Source organism: Neohoeflea coraliihabitans, from assembly GCF_019334345.1.
GTDB classification, from domain to species: domain Bacteria; phylum Pseudomonadota; class Alphaproteobacteria; order Rhizobiales; family Rhizobiaceae; genus Pseudohoeflea; species Pseudohoeflea coraliihabitans.
In genome coordinates this window covers 192,549-215,701 of the sequence record NZ_JAHWQX010000001.1, presented here as the reverse complement: position 1 = coordinate 215,701, position 23,153 = coordinate 192,549, and the positions used below count along the sequence as shown (strand labels likewise).

Annotated in this window: 21 protein-coding genes and 1 tRNA gene; 18 read left to right on the top strand and 4 right to left on the bottom strand. The window is 62.3% G+C overall.

Features of this window, described 5'->3' with window-relative positions:
• The first annotated feature begins 45 nt into the window (after positions 1-45).
• From KY465_RS01095 to KY465_RS01075, 5 genes are all read left to right on the top strand, one after another.
• Complete coding sequence (locus tag KY465_RS01095; protein ID WP_219157581.1) at positions 46-618, top strand: transglycosylase SLT domain-containing protein; 573 nt, start codon at positions 46-48, stop codon at positions 616-618.
• A gap of 10 nt (positions 619-628) precedes the next feature.
• Complete coding sequence (locus KY465_RS01090; protein ID WP_219157579.1) at positions 629-967, top strand: VOC family protein; 339 nt, start codon at positions 629-631, stop codon at positions 965-967.
• 102 nt (positions 968-1,069) lie between these two features.
• Positions 1,070-1,780, top strand: coding sequence for a TetR/AcrR family transcriptional regulator C-terminal domain-containing protein (locus tag KY465_RS01085; protein ID WP_219200705.1), 711 nt, complete (start codon positions 1,070-1,072; stop codon positions 1,778-1,780).
• 22 nt (positions 1,781-1,802) lie between these two features.
• On the top strand, positions 1,803-2,822 hold the full coding sequence (gene ilvC / locus KY465_RS01080; protein ID WP_219157577.1) for a ketol-acid reductoisomerase: 1,020 nt from the start codon (positions 1,803-1,805) through the stop codon (positions 2,820-2,822).
• Between the two features lie 218 nt (positions 2,823-3,040).
• A complete protein-coding gene (locus KY465_RS01075) occupies positions 3,041-4,216 on the top strand; it encodes an acyltransferase family protein (protein ID WP_219157575.1) in 1,176 nt (391 codons plus the stop codon).
• Positions 4,217-4,312: 96 nt separating this feature from the next.
• On the opposite strand, the gene KY465_RS01070 is transcribed toward KY465_RS01075, so the two are convergent.
• Entirely contained in the window at positions 4,313-4,813 is a 501-nt protein-coding gene (locus tag KY465_RS01070) for a DUF992 domain-containing protein (protein WP_219157573.1), read from the bottom strand.
• A gap of 270 nt (positions 4,814-5,083) precedes the next feature.
• Between KY465_RS01070 and KY465_RS01065 the strand changes: the two genes are divergently transcribed.
• From KY465_RS01065 to KY465_RS01040, 6 genes are all read left to right on the top strand, one after another.
• Entirely contained in the window at positions 5,084-6,388 is a 1,305-nt protein-coding gene (locus KY465_RS01065; protein WP_219157570.1) for an aminotransferase-like domain-containing protein, read from the top strand.
• 110 nt (positions 6,389-6,498) lie between these two features.
• Complete coding sequence (locus KY465_RS01060; protein ID WP_219157566.1) at positions 6,499-7,605, top strand: endonuclease/exonuclease/phosphatase family protein; 1,107 nt, start codon at positions 6,499-6,501, stop codon at positions 7,603-7,605.
• Positions 7,602-8,333, top strand: coding sequence for an NUDIX hydrolase (locus KY465_RS01055; RefSeq protein ID WP_219157563.1), 732 nt, complete (start codon positions 7,602-7,604; stop codon positions 8,331-8,333). The genes KY465_RS01060 and KY465_RS01055 overlap by 4 nt, the downstream gene beginning before the upstream one ends.
• A 67-nt stretch (positions 8,334-8,400) precedes the next feature.
• Positions 8,401-9,321 (top strand): PhzF family phenazine biosynthesis protein, encoded by a 921-nt coding sequence (locus KY465_RS01050; RefSeq protein WP_219157561.1) that lies wholly within the window; start codon positions 8,401-8,403, stop codon positions 9,319-9,321.
• A 152-nt stretch (positions 9,322-9,473) separates the two neighbouring features.
• Entirely contained in the window at positions 9,474-11,600 is a 2,127-nt protein-coding gene (locus tag KY465_RS01045) for an autotransporter family protein (protein WP_219157560.1), read from the top strand.
• Positions 11,601-11,728: 128 nt separating this feature from the next.
• A tRNA-Lys gene (locus tag KY465_RS01040) sits at positions 11,729-11,804 on the top strand.
• A 155-nt stretch (positions 11,805-11,959) separates the two neighbouring features.
• Here KY465_RS01040 and KY465_RS01035 read toward each other — a convergent pair.
• Positions 11,960-12,655, bottom strand: a complete 696-nt coding sequence (locus KY465_RS01035; protein WP_219157558.1) for a glycosyltransferase — start codon at positions 12,653-12,655, stop codon at positions 11,960-11,962.
• Positions 12,656-12,785: 130 nt separating this feature from the next.
• Here KY465_RS01035 and KY465_RS01030 point away from each other — a divergent pair, with 130 nt between their 5' ends.
• Positions 12,786-13,325 (top strand): hypothetical protein, encoded by a 540-nt coding sequence (locus KY465_RS01030; RefSeq protein WP_219157555.1) that lies wholly within the window; start codon positions 12,786-12,788, stop codon positions 13,323-13,325.
• Positions 13,326-13,584: 259 nt separating this feature from the next.
• Here the strand turns inward: KY465_RS01030 and KY465_RS01025 are convergent, their stop codons facing one another.
• The gene (locus KY465_RS01025) at positions 13,585-14,904 is read right to left on the bottom strand and encodes an MFS transporter (RefSeq protein WP_219157552.1); all 1,320 of its coding nucleotides are present in this window, start codon (positions 14,902-14,904) and stop codon (positions 13,585-13,587) included.
• A gap of 237 nt (positions 14,905-15,141) precedes the next feature.
• The gene (locus KY465_RS01020; protein ID WP_219157549.1) at positions 15,142-16,593 is read right to left on the bottom strand and encodes an aldehyde dehydrogenase family protein; all 1,452 of its coding nucleotides are present in this window, start codon (positions 16,591-16,593) and stop codon (positions 15,142-15,144) included.
• 134 nt (positions 16,594-16,727) lie between these two features.
• Here KY465_RS01020 and KY465_RS01015 point away from each other — a divergent pair, with 134 nt between their 5' ends.
• From KY465_RS01015 to KY465_RS00990, 6 genes are all read left to right on the top strand, one after another.
• Complete coding sequence (locus tag KY465_RS01015; RefSeq protein ID WP_219157547.1) at positions 16,728-17,516, top strand: SDR family oxidoreductase; 789 nt, start codon at positions 16,728-16,730, stop codon at positions 17,514-17,516.
• A gap of 3 nt (positions 17,517-17,519) precedes the next feature.
• A complete protein-coding gene (locus KY465_RS01010) occupies positions 17,520-19,178 on the top strand; it encodes a thiamine pyrophosphate-binding protein (protein ID WP_219157544.1) in 1,659 nt (552 codons plus the stop codon).
• A 40-nt stretch (positions 19,179-19,218) separates the two neighbouring features.
• Positions 19,219-19,551 (top strand): cupin domain-containing protein, encoded by a 333-nt coding sequence (locus tag KY465_RS01005; protein ID WP_219157540.1) that lies wholly within the window; start codon positions 19,219-19,221, stop codon positions 19,549-19,551.
• Positions 19,552-19,642: 91 nt separating this feature from the next.
• A complete protein-coding gene (locus KY465_RS01000) occupies positions 19,643-20,311 on the top strand; it encodes a GntR family transcriptional regulator (RefSeq protein ID WP_219157538.1) in 669 nt (222 codons plus the stop codon).
• Positions 20,312-20,447: 136 nt separating this feature from the next.
• Positions 20,448-21,677, top strand: a complete 1,230-nt coding sequence (locus KY465_RS00995; RefSeq protein WP_219157535.1) for a diaminopropionate ammonia-lyase — start codon at positions 20,448-20,450, stop codon at positions 21,675-21,677.
• Positions 21,670-23,148 (top strand): pyridoxal-phosphate dependent enzyme, encoded by a 1,479-nt coding sequence (locus tag KY465_RS00990; RefSeq protein WP_219157532.1) that lies wholly within the window; start codon positions 21,670-21,672, stop codon positions 23,146-23,148. The genes KY465_RS00995 and KY465_RS00990 overlap by 8 nt, the downstream gene beginning before the upstream one ends.
• Positions 23,149-23,153 lie beyond the last annotated feature (5 nt).

The following is a 23,153-nucleotide window of genomic DNA, read 5'->3' as shown; positions in this document are numbered from 1 at the left end:
TAAAGCTTTCATGATTGTCTCTGCTGCGGAGCAAGAGGTTTAGTCATGCGTATCATTCTCCTGGCGGTGCTGGCGCTGGTTCTGGCCAGCTGCGCGTCGCCGCCGAGCAAAATCAACAATGTCTGCGCGGTTCTTGACCAGCGCGACGGTTTCTTGACCAATTGGTCGCGTTCGGCGCAGAAGGCGGAGCGGCGGTACGGTGTGCCGCGCGCGGTGCTCCTGGCGACCATCCGCGTTGAATCCGGTTTTGACGGCGATGCCCGGCCGCCGCGGCGCAAGTTGCTCGGCATCGTGCCGTGGAAGCGCAAATCGACGGCGCTCGGCTATTCGCAGGCGCTGAACGGCACCTGGGAGCGCTACCAGCGCGAGACCGGCAACTGGCGGGCGCGGCGCACCAATTTCGACGATGCCATCGATTTCGTCGGGTGGTATCACCGGTTGAGCCATACGACCAACGGCGTGGCGCTCAACGACACCTACAATATGTATCTCAACTATTATCACGGGCATGGCGGCTTCCGGCGCGGCAATCCGAGCGCCACGGCGCAGCGCGCGGCGCGCAAGGCGGAAAGTCTGGCACAAAGCTATGCCACCCAGTTGGCACAATGCGGCAGATAGGCGAAACGTGATGCAGCTGAAACAGGTGATCGCGCATCTCGACTGCTCGGATCTTCAGCGCAGCGAAGCCTGGTATGCTCAGCTGTTCGAGCGTGCGCCGGATCGGCGGCCGATGGCCGGTCTTGTCGAATGGCATCTCGATGAAAGCGCCGGCCTGCAGCTGTTCGAGGATGCGCAGAGGGCGGGCGGCGGGACGCTGACGCTGATCGTCGAAGCTCTGGCCGCGTTGCGTCAGCGCCTGACGAAAGCGCACCTGGCGCCCGGACCTCTTTCGACGGGCGATGTCGGTCAATTGTGCATGCTGTCCGATCCCGACGGCAACAGGGTGGCGCTGGTCGAGCCGCGCTGAGCGCTTGCACTTGCGCAGGCCTTCCTATCAAAAACAACGCGCTTCGCAGAGAGCCAAAGTCCGCTCTTGACGCCGTACCGTACGGTACAGTACAGCATCGTCATGATCAGCGGGACGCTTACCTCATCTGACACGCCGGCGGCCGGCGAGGCCGATTTCACGCCGCGCCAGCGCGAGGTGCTCGACGTCGTCTTGCAACTGATGGTCGAGGAGGGGGACGGCTTCTCCGTGGCGCGCATTGCGCAGGCGGCAAGCTGCTCAAAGGAAACGCTCTACAAGTGGTTCGGTGACCGCGACGGCATCCTGACGGCGACGGTGCGCTGGCAGGCGGCACGGGTGCGGGCCGGGTCCTATGACAGACAGCGCCTCGACGAGGGGCAGTTGCGCAAAAGCCTTGCCGATTTTGCGGCCAACTGGCTGACGGTGATTTCGTCGCCGACCTCGATCGCGCTGAACCGGGTGGCGGTCAGCCATGCGGGATCGGGCAAGAGCCGGCTCGGCGCCATTGTCCTGGCCAATGGCCGGCTGGCAATCGGCGAGCGCCTGAAACCGCTGCTCGAGGCAGGGCGGGATGCCGGGCTTCTCGATTTCGGCGATACGGAAGCCGCGTTCCGGACCTTTTTCGGCCTCGTCGGGCGTGATGTGCAGATCCGGCTGCTGCTCGGCGAGACGGTCAGCCTGCCACCAGACAGGATCGCGGCGGATGCAGCGCTGGCGACACAACAATTCCTGACGCTCTACGGCGTCACCTCTCATTCCGGATCCGCATTAGCGGACCGGGCGGAAACGGGGCCAAGCCTCACCCAATTGTAACGCCAAAAAGGAAGGAACCGACATGCGCGTTTATTACGATTCCGATGCTGACCTGAACCTGATCAAATCAAAAAAGGTGGCGATCATCGGCTATGGTTCGCAGGGCCGGGCGCATGCGCTGAACCTGAAGGATTCGGGCGGCAAGGAGATTGCCGTGGCGCTGCGCGAGGGTTCGGCGACCGCCAAGAAGGCCGAGGCCGACGGCTTCAAGGTGATGAGCGTGGCGGAAGCTGCAAAATGGGCTGACCTGATGATGATGGCAACGCCCGACGAATTGCAGGCCGGCATCTACAAGGCCGACATTGCCGACAATATCCGCGATGGCGCGGCGATCGCCTTCGCGCATGGGCTGAACGTGCATTTCGGGCTGATCGAGCCGAAGAAGTCGGTCGATGTGGTGATGATCGCGCCGAAGGGTCCGGGCCACACGGTGCGCGGCGAATATCAGAAGGGCGGCGGCGTTCCGTGCCTGATTGCGGTGCATCAGGATGCTTCCGGTAATGCGCATGACCTCGCCCTGTCCTATGCCTGCGGCGTCGGCGGCGGCCGGTCGGGCGTCATCGAGACCAATTTCCGCGAGGAATGCGAAACCGACCTGTTCGGTGAACAGGTTGTTCTGTGCGGTGGCCTCGTCGAACTGATCCGGGCCGGTTTCGAAGTGCTGACGGAAGCCGGCTACGCGCCGGAAATGGCCTATTTCGAGTGCCTGCACGAGGTCAAGCTGATCGTTGACCTGATCTATGAGGGCGGTATCGCCAACATGAACTACTCGATCTCCAACACCGCCGAATGGGGCGAGTACATGTCGGGCCCGCGTATCATCACCGAAGATACCAAGGCCGAGATGAAGCGCGTTCTGAAAGACATCCAGACCGGCCGGTTCACCTCCGAATGGATGCAGGAATGGCACGCCGGCGCTGCCCGCTTCAAGGCGATCCGCCGCGTCAATGACAGCCATCCGATCGAGGAAGTCGGCGAGAAGCTGCGCGGCATGATGCCGTGGATCAAGTCGAACGCGCTGGTCGACAAGGATCGCAACTAGGCTTTGATCGCCACGGCGACATTGGAATGATCCAAGGCCGCGGGGGCGACTCCGCGGTCTTTTTTTTGCACGCCTGCGGCGGCGGGTTGTCTGTTTTGCGCGCCTGCGGCGGCGCGGGATATGCCCGATTGCGGGATTGTTTCGAATTGTTCCGGTTTCCTTGGCCAAATCCTAACCTGTTTCTCTTAAGTCTGGCGGATTGAAGAGGAGCGGATGCCATGAAAGATGCCCAGCGCGAGCATTTCTGGGATTTCACACGAGCCTTCTATTTGCTGCTCGGCATCCCGTTTCATGCAGCCGTGACCTATTCGCTGCATCATGACTGGGCGATCCCGTCGCCGGTGCGCGACCCGCTGATGTCTGCCGTCGCCGACACGCTGCACACCTTCCGCATGCCCGGCTTTTTCGTGATCGCCGGGTATTTTTCTCTGATGCTGCTGATGCGGCAGGAGGCGCGCGACTGGGCGATGTCACGACTGGTGCGCCTCGGCCTGCCGCTGCTGACCGCAACACTGACCATTCTTCCGGTGCAGATGCTCATTCAGGTCTGGTTCGAAAGCCTGACCGGCAGCCTGCCGGCGGGGGCGTTCTGGACGACTTTCATCGCGCGGCTGACGCGTTTCGACGAGCCGTGGATCTCGCATTTATGGTTCCTGTACAGCCTGCTTGCCTTTTCTGCCGCATTGGCGTTTGGCGCAGCAGTGATCGGGCAGGCGCGCTTTGTGCGATGGTACCGCCAGGCCTTCGAATTCGCCTTTGCGCATCGATGGCTGTCGCTGGCCGGGCTGGCTTTGATCTCGGTTGGCTGCGCCGTGGTGCTGCCGCTTGTGTATGCCCTTGGCGGCGACAAGATGCCGGCGCTGATCGGCTACATCCAGTATTTTCCGTTTTTCTTCCTCGGGGCGGCGCTGTTTGCCAGCCCGGTCCTGAAAGCGCGGTATACGGGTCTCGGAGCGGCGGCGCTGATCGGCGGCGCCGTGCTGCTGGTGGTCGCCATGGCGACGCCGGCGCGGATCTGGGCGCACGGCGTGGTGATTCTCGCCGGGCTGATCGGCGCCGTGCTGATCACCGGTTTCATCGCTGCAATGGCGCGCCGCTATTGCGACCGGCCAAGCCTGCGGGTGCGCCAGCTGGCGGATGCGTCATTTTCCATCTACCTGTTTCACCACCCGATCATCATGGCGCTCGCAACCGTCTTCGCGCTGACAGACTGGCCGCCGGTCGCCGAGTTTCTGATCGTCGTTCCGGTTGCTGCGATTGCGTCCTATGGCTGCCATCTGCTGGTTGCCAGCAACCGGGTGACGGCGCTGCTCTACAACGGCATCCGGATGAAGCGGGCAACTGACGGCCCGCGCCTGCCGGTGGCCGGCGTCCTGGTCTCGCCGGAGCGATGAACAGGGTTTCCTGCTGCTAGATATCGGTCTCAAGCAAACAGGCCGCACTCGCGTGCGGCCTGTCTCGTTTGTTCAGTGCTGTCGCTCGAGGCGAACTCAGCCCTGGGTGCCGACAAGCGTCAGCTGCGCAATGCCGGCGGCGACATTGACGCCTTCCTGGGCCTGCACGGAAACCGGCTGCAGGGCGATCGACCCGCCGCCGCTGCTGACCAGGACATTGGCGCCGAGGCCGGCGGCAAAGGAGGCGGAAGCGGTGGCGCCGACATACTGACCGGCAAGGGCGCCGGTGACGAAATCACTGTTCGCCGGGGCGACAACAGCCCAGCTCATCAGGGTGGTGCCGGTGACGCCAAGGTCGATGCCGAACTTGTCGATCTGGCCGACATAGACCTCTTCCATGTCCGGATCGGCGGCCGAGGTGAAGGTGCAGGCCAGATCACGGCTGGAGCCGAAGATGAAGCTGCCGCCACCTTCGACGACACAATTGAGGGCTCCGACTTCGACGGTATCGACCTGTGCGCTTACGGGCGCGGTGAACAACGTCGCAGCGAGGGCCGAGGCCGACAGAAGAGCGAGTGTGGGACGGGTGCGGGGCATGGTGATCCCTTTCTGAATATCTGCAGCTTCCGTTTATCGGCGCGGGGAGGACGAACGCCGAAGGGTGGGAAGCGGGAACCGTCAAGTAAACGCAGGGCGGCAGCCGCTGTTCCATTGCGCCGGCGCACAGGCCGCCAAGATGGCGTCTGAGGGGACATAACCTTGCGCAGGGTCTCTAATCTCCGCAATGTTTCGCAAAATAGGTCAGCAATATTGACATAAATTTTGCTTTCTGCTTTGAGTTGGCTGCACATTGGCAGGAGCGAACGCATGGGCCCTTTGTCTTCCCTCGCAGCGGGCGAGACCCGTCTTGACTGGGACAGCCTGTTCGCCGGCCGTATAGCGCGCATGAAGGCCTCGGAAATTCGCGAGCTTCTGAAACTGCTCGACCGGCCCGAGGTCATTTCCTTTGCCGGCGGCATTCCCGACCCGGCACTGTTTCCCGATGCAGCTTTTCGCGACGGCCTGCAGGCGGCACTCAGCGGCGCGGATCGCGGCCAGGCTCTGCAATATTCGCTCAGCGAAGGCTATCGCCCGTTGCGCGAATGGATTGTCGGGCGGATGGCGTCGCTCGGCATCGTGTGCGACGTCGACAACATCATGATCACCTCAGGCTCGCAGCAGGCGCTCGACTATCTGGGCAAATTGCTGCTGTCGCCGGGCGACACGGCGCTCACGGGCTGGCCAACCTATCTCGGCGCCTTGCAGGCCTTCAATGCCTATGAGGCGAACTACGACCGGCTGGTGCCGGGTGATAACCGCTCGGCCAGCGCATTCCGCGATGCAGCGGAAGCGAAGGGCGGGCGCGCCAAATTCATCTATGTCTCCGCCGATTTCGCCAATCCGTCTGGCGAGACGCTCGATCTGAGCGAGCGGCAGCGGATTCTGGCGCTTGCCGATGCGCTCGACTGCGCGGTCATCGAGGATGCGGCCTACCAGTCGCTGCGTTACGAGGGCGAGGAGATCGCGCCGCTGCTGGCGTTGGATATCGCGCGCTGCGGGTCGATCGAAAAGGCGCGCACGATCTATTGCGGCAGCTTTTCCAAGACGCTGGCGCCGGGCCTGCGGGTCGGCTGGGTGTGTGCGCCGAAAGCGGTGATCGGACGGCTGGTGCTGATGAAGCAGGCGTCCGACCTGCACTCGGCGACGCTCAACCAGATGGCGGTCGATCATGTCGCGCGGACGGTGTTTGATGCGCAGATCAGCCGGATCGTGGCCACCTATGGTGCGCGCCGCGATGCCATGCTGAAGGCGCTCAGCGCGCACATGCCGCAAGGTGTTCACTGGACGCGGCCGGCAGGCGGCATGTTCATCTGGCTCACTCTGCCCGAAGCCATCGATGGCGCCGAGCTTCTGGCGCAAAGCCTGCAGCGCGAACAGGTCGCCTTCGTTCCGGGCCGGGCGTTCTATCCGGATGCAGGGCGTGGCAACGCCATCCGGCTGTCGTTTTCCTGCGCCGACGAGGGACCGATCGCAGAGGGGATCGCGCGCCTTGGTCGGTCCATTCGCAGGGCCATGGATGCGGCAACGCCGGCTGCTTGGAAAACTTCCGAGCCGTGTGCGAGAAGCCTGTGAGCGAGCTGCGGGCGGCCTTTCGCGGTTGATTGCGAGCGCCTATGCTTCCCCAAGCTGTGGGCCGCACTGCCGGGCGGAACCGCGACAGACGCATGCCGGGAAGGTCGCTGATGGCGCTCAGAATAGCCAGTTTCAATGCCGAAAACCTGTTGAGCCGTTTCGATTTTTCGGGTTTTCGCAACGATCTGCGACGCGACCGCGCGGTGCAGCTGTATGATATCGGCAAGGAAGCGGTGTACCAGCAGGTCGAGATGGCGCGCACCATCTCGCTGACCGACGACACGCGGCAATTGACAGCGCTGGCGATTGCCGACTGCTTTGCGGATATTCTCTGCCTGCAGGAGGTCGAGAGCCTCGATACGCTGCATGCGTTCGAATACGGTTATCTGTTCAAGATGGCCGGGGCCGGCTACCGGCAAAAATACCTGGTCGAGGGCAATGACGGGCGCGGCATCGATGTCGCGATCCTGATGCGCGAGGAAACGGCGCAGGGCGAGCCGATCGTCTTCGAACGCCTGCAGAGTCATGCGCATCTGACCTATGAAATGCTCGATCTGTGGGATCCGGTCCTTGCCGATCGCGCCCGTCCAGGCGACCGCATCTTCAAGCGCGACTGCCTCGAGGTGGATGTGCGCGTCGGCGGCAAGCCGTTCACCTTCTTTCTGGTGCATTTCAAGTCGATGGGCCCGGGGCGTAACGGGACGCCGGGAAGGGAATGGACGATGCCGGTGCGCCAGGCGGAAGCACGCGCCGTCCGGCATATCATAAGCGAGCGCTTTGGCGGCAAGACCGCCAATAAGAGATTTGCGATCTGCGGTGATCTCAACGACTACCGGGAGAAGGTGGTGATCGAAGGCGACCGGCGCAACGGCTTCACCTTCGAGCCGCGGCGCGAAGAGGTCTCGGCGCTCGATCTGCTGCTCGATGACGGCTTCGTGGTCAATCCGGTGGAGCGGCGTGCCGTACTCGACCGCTGGACGCTGTATCACACACGCGGGCCGGAGGAGCGGCATCTGTGTCAGCTGGATTATGTCCTGCTGTCGCCCCGCCTGGCGCAGACGAGCGGCAAGGCGGTGCCGGAGATCATTCGCGCGGGGCAGCCATACCGGACGATCTTTCCGCCCGGGCAGGCGCTCGAGCGCTATCCGCGCACCGGCTGGGACCGGCCGAAGGCTTCCGACCATTGTCCGGTCGTCGTCGAGGTGCCGGTGATTTGAGGGATGCGCGCGCCCAGAGCGAACCCTTGCAACTGACCGGCGTCGATCTGCGCGTGCTTGCCGGGGTGCATCCATGGTACGCCGACAACCGCGTGGCCATCGAGAGGTTCTGGGCCGAAGAGGTGTGCCGCCGTCCGTTTCTCTACAACGGCTTTGTCGTCCTGTTCGAGCCGCCGCACATGGCCGCCGGCCGGCTGACAGCCAAGGGCTATGTCACGCCCTATGCCGGGCTGCTTTATTTTCTCGCTGAAGGCGCCCGGACTGAAGGCGCCAAGGCGGCAGGGGTATGTCATCTGTTCGGCGCCCCGGCGCTCTCGAGCAGCGATGGTGCGCTGCTGCTCGTGCGCATGGCGGCGCGAACCGCCAATGCCGGCCGCATCTATGCGCCGAGCGGCTCGCTCGATGACAGCGACGTGGTGGCCGGGCGCGCCGATCTGAACGCCAACATGCAGCGCGAAGTGTTTGAGGAAACCGGCCTCGACCTTAAGCAGGCGCGGGCCGAGCCGGGCTTTCTGCTGTTTCGCGACGGCGCCATCTGCACGCTGGTGCGGCGGTATCACATGCCGGAAAGCGCCGCGGCGCTGGAGCGGCGGGTTCGCGCATTTATCGCGCAGCAGGATGATGCGGAGATCGATGATGTGGTGATGATCGGCGCGGCGGAGGAGATCAGCGCCGCGATGCCGAGCTATATCCGGCGTTACATCGAATTTCATTTCGTCCGCTCGTGAGTGCATGCAAAGATATCGGCGTGCGCAACCGAAAAGCCGACATCCCAGGAGCATGACAGGACAACGCATGAGCGAATATGCGATCTACGACGTTTTCACCGACCGGCCCTTTGGCGGCAATCCGCTGGCGGTGGTGTTTGGCGCCGGTGATTTCGACGCGGCATTGATGCAGCGCATCGCCGGCGAGTTCAATCTCTCGGAAACCTGTTTCGTCGGACCGGCCGAGCATGAGGTGCACACGGCGCGGCTGCGCATTTTCACCCCGAGCCGGGAACTGCCTTTTGCCGGTCATCCGACCGTTGGCGCGGCGATCGCACTGGCCGAACGCCGGGTGCGCACCGACCTGCAGGAGGATGGCATCGATCTCGTCGAAGTCCTGGAAGAGGAGGTCGGACCGGTGCGCTGCGCGGTGCAGCTCGAGAAGGGGCGGCCTGGATTTGCCGAATTCGACCTGCCGCGGCTGCCGGCGCCGATCGCAGCGTCGGTGGAGCCGGCGGATGTCGCCGCGGCGCTCGGGCTCGGCGTGCACGAGATCGGTTTTGAAAACCATGTCGTTTCCGTCTCAAGTGCCGGGGTGCCGTTCGTGCTCGTGCCGGTGCATGACATGGCTGCGGCGGCAAAGGCGCGCATGGATATGCACCACTGGTTGAAATTTGCACCGCTGGTCGGCGGGGTGCCGGCCGATTGCTATCTCTATTGCCGCGGCGGCGAGCATCACGATGCGTCGTTTCACGCGCGAATGTTCGCGCCGAGCATGGGGATCGCCGAGGATCCGGCGACGGGCGCGGCGGTGGCGGCGCTGGCCGGGGCCATTCATCGGTTCGACGGGCTGCTTGACGGGCATTGCACGGAAATGATCGAGCAGGGGGTGGAGATGGGGCGGCCGAGCCACATTCACCTGCATCTCGATCTTGCCGGCGGCAAGATCAAGGCCGGGCGCATCGGTGGCCAGGCAGTGAAGGTTGCAGAGGGAAAACTGCTGCTCTGACCCGCACCAGCAGCCCTTGGAAAAGCTGGGCCGGCCCGGAGGGCGGGTGCGCTTGGGATTTATTCACTTCTGTGCAATCATCCCAAACCAATCTGATTCAGGGGGTGAATTGGATTTTCGCTCACCTGTGTCGCTGATCGTGAAGGCGCGCCATGATGCTTCCGAACCGTTCGCTTCTCTGCATTCTCTCCGGCAGCACCGCGCTGGCCCTGATGGCGGCCCAGGCGGCAGCCACGGATTACGTGGTGTCCTCGGACCGCAGCACGACGCTGGTGCTCAGCGATGACGGGGACAGTCTGACGGTCGAGCGCGGGGCGTCAATCGACACGACAGCCGGAACCGATCACGCCGTCGAGGCCAATGCCGACAATCAGCGCATTGTGAATTTTGGCGAGATTTTCGGAGGACGCTCGGGCATCGATATCGACGGTGACAACACGGTCGTGATCAATCACGGCACGATCTTCGCGGCGGACAGGGATGGCATTTACTTTTCGGAGTTGGAAGGGCACCACAACACGGTGGTCAATTACGGGATGATTTCATCCGCTCCGGGCGCCAATCGGGGTGTCTATTTCAGCGAGACCTACGGATCGTTCGGCCGGCTCGACAATTTCGGCACCATCACCAGCGAAGGCATCCGGCCCGGCGTAACGCTCGGCAGCACCTATGGCTACGCCTATGTTTTCCACAACCACAGTGGCGGTGAGATCGGCAGCGCGTTCAGCCGGGGCGCCTATTTCAGTTCGACATATGGCTACAGAAATTCCCTCATCAATGATGGCGTGATCTGGAGCAGCGGAGACGCTGGCGTTGAATTCAACATGACCGGCGGTCACGGCAACACGCTGATCAATAATGGCATCATCCGCAGCAGCGGCGGACCTGGGGTTGATTTCTCCAACAGTTACGTGGATCCGGCGACGATTGAATCGCAGCTCATCGCCGACAATCCATTCGTGAGCGAGTTCGTGCCTGAAGAAAATGCTCTGTTCAATTTCGGGCTGATCGAAAGCACAGTCGAGCACGGCGTCCTTTTCCGCAGTTCGGACCGCACGGAAGAATTGAGCAATTTCGGCACGATCATCGCAGCCACCGGTTATGACGCCATTCACATGGCGAGCGATATGGCGGGATCGCGCGTGACCCTGGGCGGGGGGTCCGTGCTCGATGGCGGGGTGGTATTCGACAGCCCCGATGATGTGCTGATGATTGCCCCCGGGCTCAATCTGCATCTCACCTATGACGGGACACTGGAAGGCGTGACTTCGCCCGTGCCGTTTTACCATGATGCGGGCAGCACGATGGTCTATGCGATCGATCCGTCGGGCTTTGCGCTGTCCCAGTCCTTCATCGAGACGCTGAGCGGGGCGGTGCACGCGGCGGTGCGCGACGCTTCGGATGGCGGGCCATTCCCCGCCGGCGGATATGCGCAGGGCGATGCCGATGGCAACGGCCATGTCTGGGCCAGCGGGTTTGCCGGGTACCAGCAGCAGGACGGATCGGGCATTACGACAGGCGGCGCCCAGAGCTATGGCGGTTTCATCGCCGGCGGCGGATATGCCTCCGGCGCGCACAGTTTTGGCGGTTTTCTCGGCGCCTCGCATTCCGAGCTGAAAAGCCATTATGATGCGCAGCGGATCGATGCTGATACGCTGTTTGGCGGGCTGTATGGCGCCGGTGACATGGGCCGCAACCGCGTCAGCGCCAGTCTTGTCGGCGGGCTGGGCCGCTTCAGTTCCGAGCGGACGGTTGCCAACAACACGGTTGCCGGCGGCGTCGAAACGGCGTCCGGCGATTATGACGGCTATTTCTTTTCGCCCGCGCTGACCGTCTCGCGGGCGCTCAATGAAAAGGTCGCGGTCAGCGTCGGCGGGCACTTCGCCTCGCTGTTTCTCGACGGATACACGGAAACCGGCTCGGCCGCGAATATGCGTGTGAGCAGCCGCGACCTGCACGCCGCGACGATCCGCTCGCAGGTCAATTATCGCGCCGCCGAGCAGCACACTGCCGGCGGCACGCTGTCGGTCGAGACCTGGGCCGGCATCGACGGCGTCTTCAATCTCGGAGATGACGATGTCAATGTGACCCTGGCCGGCATGCCCTTTGCGGTGGCCGGCTCGTTCGGCGAGAGCCGGGTGAGCGGATTTGCCGGTGTCGGACTGAAACACCGGCCCGATCGCGGCAACTGGTCGCTGGATGCCTCGCTGGAAGGGCGTGGCGGCAGTGACAGTTTCGCCGAGGTGCGGGCGAGGGCGAGCTTCGGGTTGATGTTCTAGAGCTTGCCATGCGGGTTTGCGGCCGGTGTTGCGGCTGGCGGCGCGGAATGCGGCGTTGATGCAGAAAAGGTCTGGACAGTGCGGCGCGTTCGTCCTATATGCCGCCTCGTTCCGCTTGTTTTCGGAATGGGTGTGTAGCTCAGTTGGTAGAGCAGCTGACTCTTAATCAGCGGGTCCACGGTTCGAGCCCGTGCTCACCCACCATTTTTTCTTCAGATAATTTGTCCGATTCCAGGCGGGCGCATTTGCCTCGCGTGATGCGGGTATTGGATCAAATTTGGATCGCTTCTATTTAAATCGATTACTCAAAAAAATCGATGGAAATCTGTATATAGTAATGTGTTTTTAGTGAAATATTTTCATTTATCAATAAACAGACGATTATGATTTTGTAGTTCTCTCCAGTGTTGTCCTTTTCCCCTGTATTTATAATGACGATACAGTCGGAATCCGTGATCCGACTGTTCAGAAAGGTGTAATATATCCACCCTATCACGTAATTCATCTTTTACGACGAACGGTTTCCGACTTCTATCAAGAACGACTGTTCCAATCGGCCATGCACCTGAAACTACAGCTAAATTATAGGGGATATATTCCGAAGTTTCTTGTTCCCTTTCAAAGTGCGCGTAAAGGTTGTCAAGGATGAGATTAAGGGCCTTGCCTATGATCGGACTGCGACTTCGTGCGCAGATCGCGCTGTTAACAAGATCAATCCTGTGTGTGTTATCCTCAACCGATTTTCCGAATAGCACACACTCCAGCCTTGCCAGTCGCCCAAGAGTGCGGATAAGTGGGCCGCCGGTGGTTGGGGCAGCATGTGCGTCCACGTAAAGTCCGCCAAATTGATAGAGTAGAGCCAATCTCGCAATATCGGACTTGCATGCTGGAAGAGATATGCGCTGAAAGAGGTCTTGAAGCCCCGCCCGGTGTTGGTCCAGAAGAGGTAGAACGTCCTCATCGCCAAAAGACCGGAAAGCGCTGGTAAGCGTCTTCCACTCTTTTTCGGAATCGGGTGCGTCCTTGAGCGGATGTGTCCAGTAAGTGAAGATCAAACCTGTACTCCGGCACGATGGAATTATTGTGATCCACTCTACCATCAATACGAATGTCGTCCACACTAGGTTCCTCGTTATCGGCCATCCAAGGTGCGGGTCAGCAGCCCTCGCATCTGGATTACGAGAGGTGGGAGTACAAGTTGGCCATGAAACGCTAAAAGCGGACGGTTTGGTGTCTTGGTGGCACGCGGGGTTTCATCAGAACGGCTTCTTCAAAGGCATGCTTGACGACAAGGTTCAAACCTTGAAGGCCGAGAAAATATTACATTATATGCGTAATCCGATCCAAGCTATTCCGTCCATCATCCTTGAGAATGAAGCGAGCCAAAGAAATAACATTTCCTTTAAGCATCGCCGGGGAACGATAAAAAAATATTTTGGGGTGGATATTGCTGAAATGGGCCCAGTCGGCGCTGCCGCTTCATCATATATATATTGGAACAGAATATGCCAAGATATCGCGATGAGCCCGCCTATTTACATTGAAATTCCAGACCTTTCGGCTCTTGGCGTTGCAATTAATAAGCTTCCCGTTCGAAACACTAGCCATGAGAAGTTTGGACATGCGCCGGCGGAACTGCAAATTGATGATATTGCAAGGGGAGCCCCTACATCGGTTGCACAGCAAATATTTGATATTGCGCATACCTATCCACGCCAGCGTTAACTTTGCAAACTTTGTGTCACCGCAAACTAACTGCACAGCTTGACGCGCATGAGCCTGGCCGGGTCGCTTCGTTCGCCCCCCCCCCCAAACACACATTTTCTTCATGTCTCGTTCTGAACTCGCCATGAGCTTGGATGCCGGATAAAAGAGGCTTGAGGCGTGCTTGTCTTCAAAGGGGTTAACGCACGATCGTCCAATTAGCCTCCCGCCTCTGACTTGATCATCACCACGGCCGGCGCTGCTTACCGCTTTGCCGCACCTACTGCGTCGGCCAGGTCGGGTGATAGGAGTCGATGACATAGGCATGGGCGTGGCGATAGCCCGCGCGTCCCGGCCTGGCATCGGCGAGATGCGGATGATCCGGGTCGAGATTGTCGTGGGTGTGGGGGATGACTTCGCTGTCATCGGCCGGCCAGAAGCGCAGCGCGGCGAGAATGCCGACGGCCCCGAGAGCCGCCATGGCGAGGAAGGCGGTATCGAGCCCGGCGGTGGCGCCGAGCCAGCCGACCAGCGGGTAGGTGATCAGCCAGCCCGCATGCGATAGCGCGAATTGCGCCGCAAACACAGCCGGCCGATCCTCGGGATGCGCCGAGCGGCGCAGGAGCCGTCCCGACGGGGTCAGCGCCGCGGAATAGGCGGCGCCAACCACGGCCCATAGGACAAGCAGGACAGCGAATGTGCTGATCAGGCTGCCGATGGCCATGCCGAGGGCCGCTGCGGCTGCGGCACCGATCATCAGGGGCCGCTCCGGTAGACGATCGAGCAGCGATGGCAGGGCAAAGGCGGCGAGCATCGAACCGCCGCCAAAGGCGGCGAGCGCCAGGGCGGTTTCCTGCTGGCCGAGCGCGAAGGCGCCCTGGACGACCACCACGGTGTTGACAATAACCATGGCACCGGCTGCCGCCGCCGCCAGATTGATCGCCAGCAGGCCGCGCAGGCGCGGGGTCGACAGATATATGCGGATGCCGCGCGTGATGCGATCATAGATGCCGCGCGGCTCCTCGGGTGTCGGGCTGGGCAGGCGCACGGACAGAACCAGCAGGGCGGAGGCGAGAAAGCCGATCGCCGTTCCAGCAAACAGGCTGTTGAACGAGACGATGGTGATCAGCGCGGCCGCGAGCAGGGGACTGACCAGGCTTTCGAGATCATAGGCGAGGCGCGAGAGCGACAGGGCGCGGGTATAGTCGCGCTCATCGGGCAGCACGTCGGGGATCGTCGCCTGGAAGGTGGGGGTAAATCCGGCGGAGGCCGATTGCAGCAGGAAGATCAGGACGTAGATCTGCCAGATTTCGGTGACGAAGGGCAGGCAGGCGGCAATCGCGGCGCGCACGAGATCCAGCGAGACGAGCATGGCGCGGCGCGGAATGCTTTCGGCAAAGGCGGAGGCGATGGGGGCGACGCCGACATAGGCGATCATCTTGATGGCGAGTGCCGTTCCGAGAACCACGCCGGCCTCGTTGCCGGCCAGTTCGAAGGCCAGCAGGCCGAGGGCGACGGTGGCGAGACCGGTGCCGATGAGTGCGATGATCTGCGCCGAAAACAGGTGCCGGTAGGTGCGGTTGTGAAGAATGGCCAGCATGCGAGGTTCTCCGTGGCAGCGAAGCCGCGCGACAAGGCGACACTCGCATCAAAGCTCATGGACCAGACGAATCTGCCGGAGCTCTCGTTTGGATTCAATGCTTACCGCACAGGTTGCGGGTCATCCGTGTCGGGGCCAATGGCCGCCGGCAATGCGCGCCGCCGGCCACCGGTCATCTGATAGGCGCCGCGAGGGGCGGTCCCGCCTCTCCCGCGACGCAGGGTCTTGCCGGCCCTCTTACCGGGTGTGGCGGATGCAGACATTCTTGGTCTGCTGATAGGCGCCGATGGCCTCGAGCCCCTTTTCGCGGCCGAAGCCGGAGAGCTTGTAGCCGCCGAAGGGAAACTCGACGTCGAGCCCGACACCGAACGAGTTGATCCACACCTGGCCAACGCGCAGCTGCTGGCTCATGTTCATCGCCTTGTCGAGATTGGTGGTATGCACGCCGGCCACCAGCCCGAAGGGCGAGTCGTTGGCGATCTGCGCTGCTTCTTCCGCCGTATCAAACGGGATCACCGTCAGGATCGGGCCGAAAATCTCCTCGCGGGCGATGCGCGTCTCGTTGCTGGCACCGACCACCAAAGCCGGACGGACGAAAGCGCCATCGGAGAGCGACGGATCGGTCGGCAGTTCGGCGCCGAGAAGCAACTCGCCGTCCTGTCCGGCCACTTCATAGTAACCCGTCACATCCTCCTTGTGCGCCTTGCTGACCAGCGGTCCCATGTCCGGGTCATCAATGCCGGCGCCAAGCTGCATGTTCTTGATGTGGGCGTGCAGCTTGTCGACCACCGCATCATGGCTCGAGCGTTCGACCAGCAGACGGGTGCCTGCGTTACAGACCTGGCCGCAATGCAAAAAGACGCCACCGGCGACGATCGGAATGGCGCTGTCCATGTCGGCATCGGAGAACAGGATCTGCGGCGATTTTCCGCCCAGTTCCATATTGGTCGGGATGGCGTGCGAGGCAGCGGCCTCCTGAACGCGGCGGCCGGTGGGCACGGAGCCGGTGAAGGTGATCTGATCGACGCCGGGGTGGCGCGCCAGCATGTCGCCGACCGTCGAGCCGCGTCCGTTGACGAGATTGACCTGGCCATCCGGCAGACCGGCTTCCTGACAGATCTTGACAAACTCATAGGCGGTGACCGGCGTTTCGCTGGCCGGCTTGATGATCACCGAGCATCCTGCGGCAAGGGCGGGAGCGACACCGCGCGCAATCAGCTGGAACGGGTAGTTCCAGGGAATGATGTGCAGACTGACGCCGATGCCCTCCTGCACCGTCCAGTCGGTCCAGCCGGGGCCGATCGGGATCGATGTGCCGTGCAATTTGTCGGCGGCGCCGGCATAGTACTCAAAGAAACGGGCGGAACAATCGACCTCCCAGTAGGCATCGCGCATCGGCTTGCCGCTGTCCTGGCTTTCCAGCCGGGCAATCTCGTCGCGGCGCTCGAGCATCAACTCGCCGATGCGGTGCAGGATGCGGCCACGCTCATGCGGGCGCATGCGGCCCCAGGGTCCCGTATCGAATGCTTGACGCGCTGCGCTGACGGCGGCATTCACCTCGCGCTCGCCGGCTTTGGCATAGTTTGCCAGCACCGCGCCGGTGGCCGGATTGATCGATTCTCCGACGCCCTCGGACCCCTCCGAGAGTGTCTGGCCTCCGATGACCAGGGGGATCGTGGTGATGCCCATGAAATTGGCTCCTGCTTGGTGTTCTTCATTCGGTTTACGTCCAGCATTGTATACATATAAAAAAATATTGTCGACATAAATTGACAGGTTGTGTGCGGTCTGGTAGCGATCTCGAAAGTAAATGGAGGAGCGAAATGGACCTTGGCTTGAAGGGCAAACGTGTTCTGGTGACCGCGGGATCACGCGGATTGGGACGTGCGTCGGCCCTGGCTTTGGCCGCGGAAGGGGCTGACATTGCAGTCGCCGGGCGCGATCTTTCAAAAATGTCGGAATTGCTCGACGCGCTGCGCGAAGCCGGTGCCGGCAAGGCGGTTGCGGTGCGCATCGATCTGTCGGAACGCGATACGCTTGCTGCCGGCGTGGCGGAAGCTGTCGAGCACCTGGGCGGCATTGATATCTTTGTCGCCAACACGGGCGGGCCGGCTTCGGGGCCGTTTCTCGATATCGAGCGCAAGGACTGGGAACTGGCGCTGAACGAGAGCCTGCTGCCGGTGGTCGACCTGTGCCATCTGGTCTTGCCGCACATGCGTCAGCAGAAATGGGGCCGCATCCTTTTCGTCACCACGGTCGGCGTGAAGATCGTGCAGCCGAACATGGTGTTGTCGGATTCCATCCGGCTGGCGATGGTCGGCATGGCCAAGTCGCTGTCGATCGAGTTCGCGCATGAGGGCATCATGGTCAATTGCCTGTGCCCGGGACCGTTCGCGACCGATCGCATGGAATATCTCGTCACGTCATCAATGGAGCGGGACAATCTCAGCCGCGCCGATGCGGAGGCGCTGTGGCTGAATGAGGTGCCGGCGCAGAAATTTGGCGACCCGTCCGATTTCGGAGCCATGGTCGCCATGCTCAGCTCCGAACGCGGCGGCTTCATCACCGGCACAGCCATCGCGCTCGATGGCGGCAAATCAAGGGCTTACTGACACATGACCAAGATTGATTCGACGATGACCAGGACTGCCGATGGCGGCTCCGCGATCATAAGCTGGTTCAAGAATGCCGGCATCCGGCACGTCTATTCGGTTTCCGGCGGCCCCATCAATTCGATCTATCAGGCCTGTGCGGCGCAGGGCGTGCAGCTGGTGCATACGCGCCACGAGGCGGCGGCAGGCTACATGGCCGAGGCGGCGGGCCGGGTGACCGGTCGACCGGCGGCCCTGGTTGTAACGCTCGGACCGGGCGTGACCAATGCGATCACCCCGGCGCTCGTGTCCAATCTGGGCGGCACGCCGCTGCTGATCGTCGGCGCCCAGTCGGGCACGGCGGTGTCCGAGCGCGGCGCCGGCATGTCGTTTGAAACGCTACCGGCCATGCGGGCCGTGACCAAATGGGCGGCGCGCTGCACCGATCCCGACCGGCTGCAGGAATATCTCGATATCGCCTGGCGCAAGATGTGGGCGGGCCGTCCGGGTCCGGTGTTCATCGAAGTGCCGACCGATGTGCTGCATGCGCCGCTGCAAAAGCCCGAGGCGCTGTCCGACAAGGCCCCGGTGATGCCGGGCCGGGCCGGACTGGACGGCGGCGACTGGCAGCAGGCGAAGTCATTGCTGTCTGGGGCCAAGCGGCCGCTGGTGCTGATCGGCGACGAGGCCTTTTACGATCGAAGCGAACGCCTGCAGGAGGCGGTGGAAAAGCACGGTCTGCCCTTTGCGCCCCTGCGGCTGGCGCGCGGCATCATCGACGAGCGGCATGCGCAGTGCGCCGGGCCCGGCTATGCGCCGTGCAATGCGACCCTGCGGCAGGCTCTGAAGGACAGCGACTGCGTCCTCGTTCTCGGTCATCATTTCGAGTTCGATCTCGAATTTGGCGACAAGCTGGGCGAGGGGGTGAAGGTCATCCAGGTCGCCTCCGACCCGGAACTCCTGCATCGCAACCGCAAGGCGGATGTGGCAATCGCGGCGGCTCCGTCATCCTTTGTCGAGCAGCTTGCCGACCTCGATCCAATGCCGGTTGACAAGAGCTGGGTGGAGAAGGTGGTTGCTGCCTGGCAGGCCGAGCGCGAGAGCCAGCTTGGCGAGGGCAATGATAAGGGCCTGCATCCGGTCGCAGCTGTCGATGCGGTCTCGGGCGCGGCCCCGGATGAGACCATCTTCGTCACCTCGCATGGCAATATCGATTTCTGGGCCGATGCGCGGCTGCAGATCAAGGCGCCGGGGCGCTATCTCAGGGCGGGCCAGTCCGGAACGCTGGGCGCCGAAGTGCCTTACGGCGCGGGGGCTGCATTTGCCGACCCGGATGTGCCGGTGATCGTCTTTGTCGGCGATGGCGGGGTCGGATATCACGTCACGGAACTCGATACCGCCGAACGCTATGGCCACGCCTTCATCGTCGTCGTGCTCGACGATGAACTGTGGGGAGCCATCGCCCTGCCGCAGGAGCAGAGCTTCGGCAAGACCTATGAGATGGATCTGCCGCGCCGCGACTGGGCGAAAGTCGCCGAGGGTCTGGGCGGAAAAGGCTATCTGGCGCGTTCGCCGGAAGAGATTTCAGACGCGGTGCAGGAAGCCATCAAGTCCGGCAAGCCGGCGATCATCCAGGTGCCGGTCCGCAGCGTGATCAGCCCTTACATGGCCTATATTTCGTAGGTTCAACCGAAACAAGCGCAACCAAACTCGGAGAATGCAGGTGAAGATCTGGAAAGACGGTGACAAGACCGGGATCACCCCGCCAAACCATTTCGGCGGCCTCAATGTGCTCGATATCGTGCCTTTTGCTGGCAGCAATTTCAGCGTGCAGGTTTCCAAGGCGCCGAAGGGCGGCGGTGGCGAGCTGCATCATCATGACGACTGGTCGCAGGTGTTCTATGTACTCAGCGGCGCCCTGACGTTCGATACCGGCAATGAGCGGTTCACGCTGCAGGCCGGCGAAGCGGTGCTGTTCGAGCCGAAGGACCCGCATTACACGATCAATGAGCAAGAGGAAGAGTGCGTTTCCCTGGTTATAACGGTCGTGCAATAGGACCGGGCAGCGTCCACTCTTGCATCTGCAAGTCGCGCGTTGCATCTGTCTGGGACGTGAAAGTGCGGCATCAAGCGGGAGGTGGCTTTCGGTGGGGAGTGAACAGGGAGCATCGGCAGCAAATCTGATCCGGATACTCGAGGACGATATCCTGGTCGGGCAGCTCAAGCCGGGCGACAGACTGGATGAACAGGCGCTGGCGCGCCGTTTCGAAGTGTCGCGCACGCCGGTGCGTGAAGCGCTGCGGCATCTGGCTTCAAGTGGTCTGGTCGAGATCCGGCGCAACCAGGGCGCGGCTGTTCGCACGTTGACGACCGCGGAACTGGTCGAGATGTTCCAGGTGCTTGCTGAACTCAACGGTCTGGCGGCACGGCTGTGCGCCCGACGCCTCAACCGCTCCGAGCTGAAGACGCTGCGCGGCCTCAACGATATTTGCAACCAGCGTGCCGAGGCGGATGATGCGGATGGATTCTATGCGGCCAATACACAGTTTCACGCCTTTATCGACAAGGGAGCTCAAAGCCAGTTTCTGCTGGAGGAATGCGAGAAACTTGAAAAGCGGCTGAATGTCTATCGCCGGCACATCACCTTCCAGCCGCGGCGCATGGAACGCTCGGTGCAAGAGCATTACCGCATTGTCGAGGCGATCGAGGAAGGGGAGGGCGAAACCGCCCACCAGTTGATGCGTGAGCATGTCGATCTGCTTGCGGGGTCAGCAACGGACGTGCTGATCGCGCTGGAAGTGAAAAACCGGGACTAGGGTCCTGACCCTGGCGGATCGCGCCCAACCCAAGCTGAACCACCGCCGGTTTGCTCCGGCATCTGCCAACGCCTTTCTGAAGCCCTGCCGCCGCGGCCGGGCGGCGGGGAGACCTTTGCGCAAAGGACAGAGATCGATGACGTTACCACCCTCACAAGGCACCCTGGTTGCCAATTCGTCGGCACACAAGGGTTCGGCGCTGTCGGCCGCGGAAGCGGAAATCGCCGGGCAGCAGGCGCCGGCCATCGTGCGCGAATATCTCGATGCCTTTCCCGATTACGAGGCGACGCCGCTCGTCTGCCTGCCCGGTCTTGCCGCCTCGCTCGGCGTCGCCAGCCTGGATCTCAAGGACGAGGGCCAGCGCTACGGGCTGTTCAGCTTCAAGGCGCTTGGCGGGTCCTACGCGGTGGCGCGGTTGGTGCACCGTTTTCTCGAGGCACGCCTTGGCCGCAAGGTCGAACCGGCGGAAATGCTCAGCGACGAGAGCAAGGCGGTCGCGGCGCAAATGACGGTGGCCTGCGCCACGGATGGCAATCACGGCCGCTCGGTGGCTGCCGGGGCACAGAAGTTCGGCTGCCGATGCGTCATCTTCCTGCATCGCGGTGTCAGCAGGGGCCGCGAGCGTGCCATCGCGCAGTTCGGCGCCGAGATTCGCAGAACCGCCGGCAATTACGACCAGTCGGTTGCCGAAGCTACGGAAACCGCCGCCAAGGAAGGCTGGACGACGGTGTCGGACTTCTCCTGGCCTGGCTATGAGGAAATTCCCGGCCTGGTGATGCAGGGTTACACGCTGATGCTCGAGGAAATCTTCCAGCAGGCCAGCGCGCCCTATACCCATGTCTTCGTGCAGGGCGGCGTCGGCGGTCTGGCGGCGGTCGTCGCGGGCTATTTCCACGACCGGCTCGGCGAGAACGGTCCACGCATCATCGTCGTCGAACCGGACCGGGCCAACTGCCTGCAGCGCAGCGCCACGGCCGGTCAATTGGTGGCAATGGCGGCGGAGCAGCCGACGGTCATGGCGATGCTCGAATGCTACGAGCCTTCGCTTGTCGCCTGGCAGATTCTCGAAAAGACCGCCGATGATTACCTGACCATCGGCGATGGTTCCGCGATCAAGGCGATGCGGGTGCTGGCGGATCCGGTCGGCGGCGACCCGGCGCTGGTGATCGGCGAATCCGGCGGAGCGGGCCTCGCCGGCCTGCAGACGGCATTGTCGGACGCAACGCTGCGCGAAAAACTGGGGCTGGGCGCGGACTCGCGAGTTCTGCTATTCGGCACCGAAGGTGCCACTGATCCGGGCTTGTACGAGGCTCTGGTCAGCGGCGACACGAAAACTGCACTTGATGGGATTTACAACCATGCATGAGGTCTTTGCCAAGACAACCGTAGACAAGGCTCGCCTGCAGCGCGCCCGCGATCATCTCAAGGATCAGGGCGTGCGTCTGCCGACGATCGCCGAACTCGCCAAGCCGGACAAGATCTCCAGCGAGACGCGGCAGGCGCTGAGCGACGTCGATCCCGATAGTGCCGATCCGCTGAACCTTTATCGGGTGCACTGGCACAACGGGGCGGACCGCAAGGGGCAGGCGGAGATGCCGCGGCACATGGTGCTTCCCGAGGCACTGACCGGGGTCAAGGCGAAGATCGTCGTCGTGCTCGGCGCCGGTTTCCCGATGATCGCCGCGCACAAGGTTCTGGCGGCCTATGGCTGCCTGTTGCCGCGCCTTCTGACCGGCCAGTTCGATCCGCTATCGCAGCGCGCGGTATGGCCGTCCACCGGCAATTACTGCCGCGGCGGTGTGGCCATTTCAACGATTCTCGGATGCCGCAGCGTTGCCGTGCTGCCGGAAGGCATGAGCGCCGAACGCTTCGACTGGCTGGCGAAATGGGTGAAGGATCCCGATGACATTGTCCGCACCCCCGGCAGCGAGAGCAATCTCAAGGAAATCTACGACGCTTGCCACGAACTGGCGCAGGATGAGCGCAATGTCATCCTCAACCAGTTCAGCGAGTTCGGCAACTACGTCATTCACCGGGCGGTGACGGGCAAGGCGCTCGAGGCGGTGGCACGCTCGCTGAGCGAGGAGAGCGGCATACGCCCGCGCGCTTTCGTCTGCGCCTCCGGTTCGGCCGGAACGATTGCCGCCGGCGATCATCTGAAGGCGAGCCTCGGCATGGAGGTTGCGGCGGTCGAAGCGGTCGAGTGCCCGACCCTGCTGCGCAATGGCTATGGCGAACACAACATCCAGGGGATCGGCGATAAACATGTGCCGCTGATCCACAATGTTTTCGGAAGCGATTATGTGATCGGCGTGTCTGACCGCAGCTCCGATACGCTGAATGTGCTGTTCAACAGCGATGCCGGACAAGACTATCTGCGCGCCCACAAGGGGGTTGATGCGGACACGCTGAAATCCCTGTCGCATCTGGGTCTTTCGGGTCTTGCCAATGTGGTGGCAGCCATCAAGCTGGCGCGCTTCCTTGACCTGAAATCGGATGATGCGCTGGTCACGGTGGCGACGGATTCGGCGGAAATGTACGGCTCGCAGTTCACCAAGACCCTCTCGACCCGGTTCCCTGACGGGTTCACCGAACTCGATGCTGCGGAAGTGTTCGGGCGGGAGATCGGCGGAATCGCCACCGACAACATGCTGGAACTGACCCGCGCCGAGAAGGATCGTATCTTCAATCTCGGCTATTACACCTGGGTCGAGCAGCAGGGCACGCCGCTCGAATTGTTCGAAGCGCGGCGCGACCAGGCCTTCTGGGACGGGCTGATGGACATCGTTCCGGTCTGGGACAGGATGATCGAAGAGTTCAACGCCAGCACCGCATAGCCCCG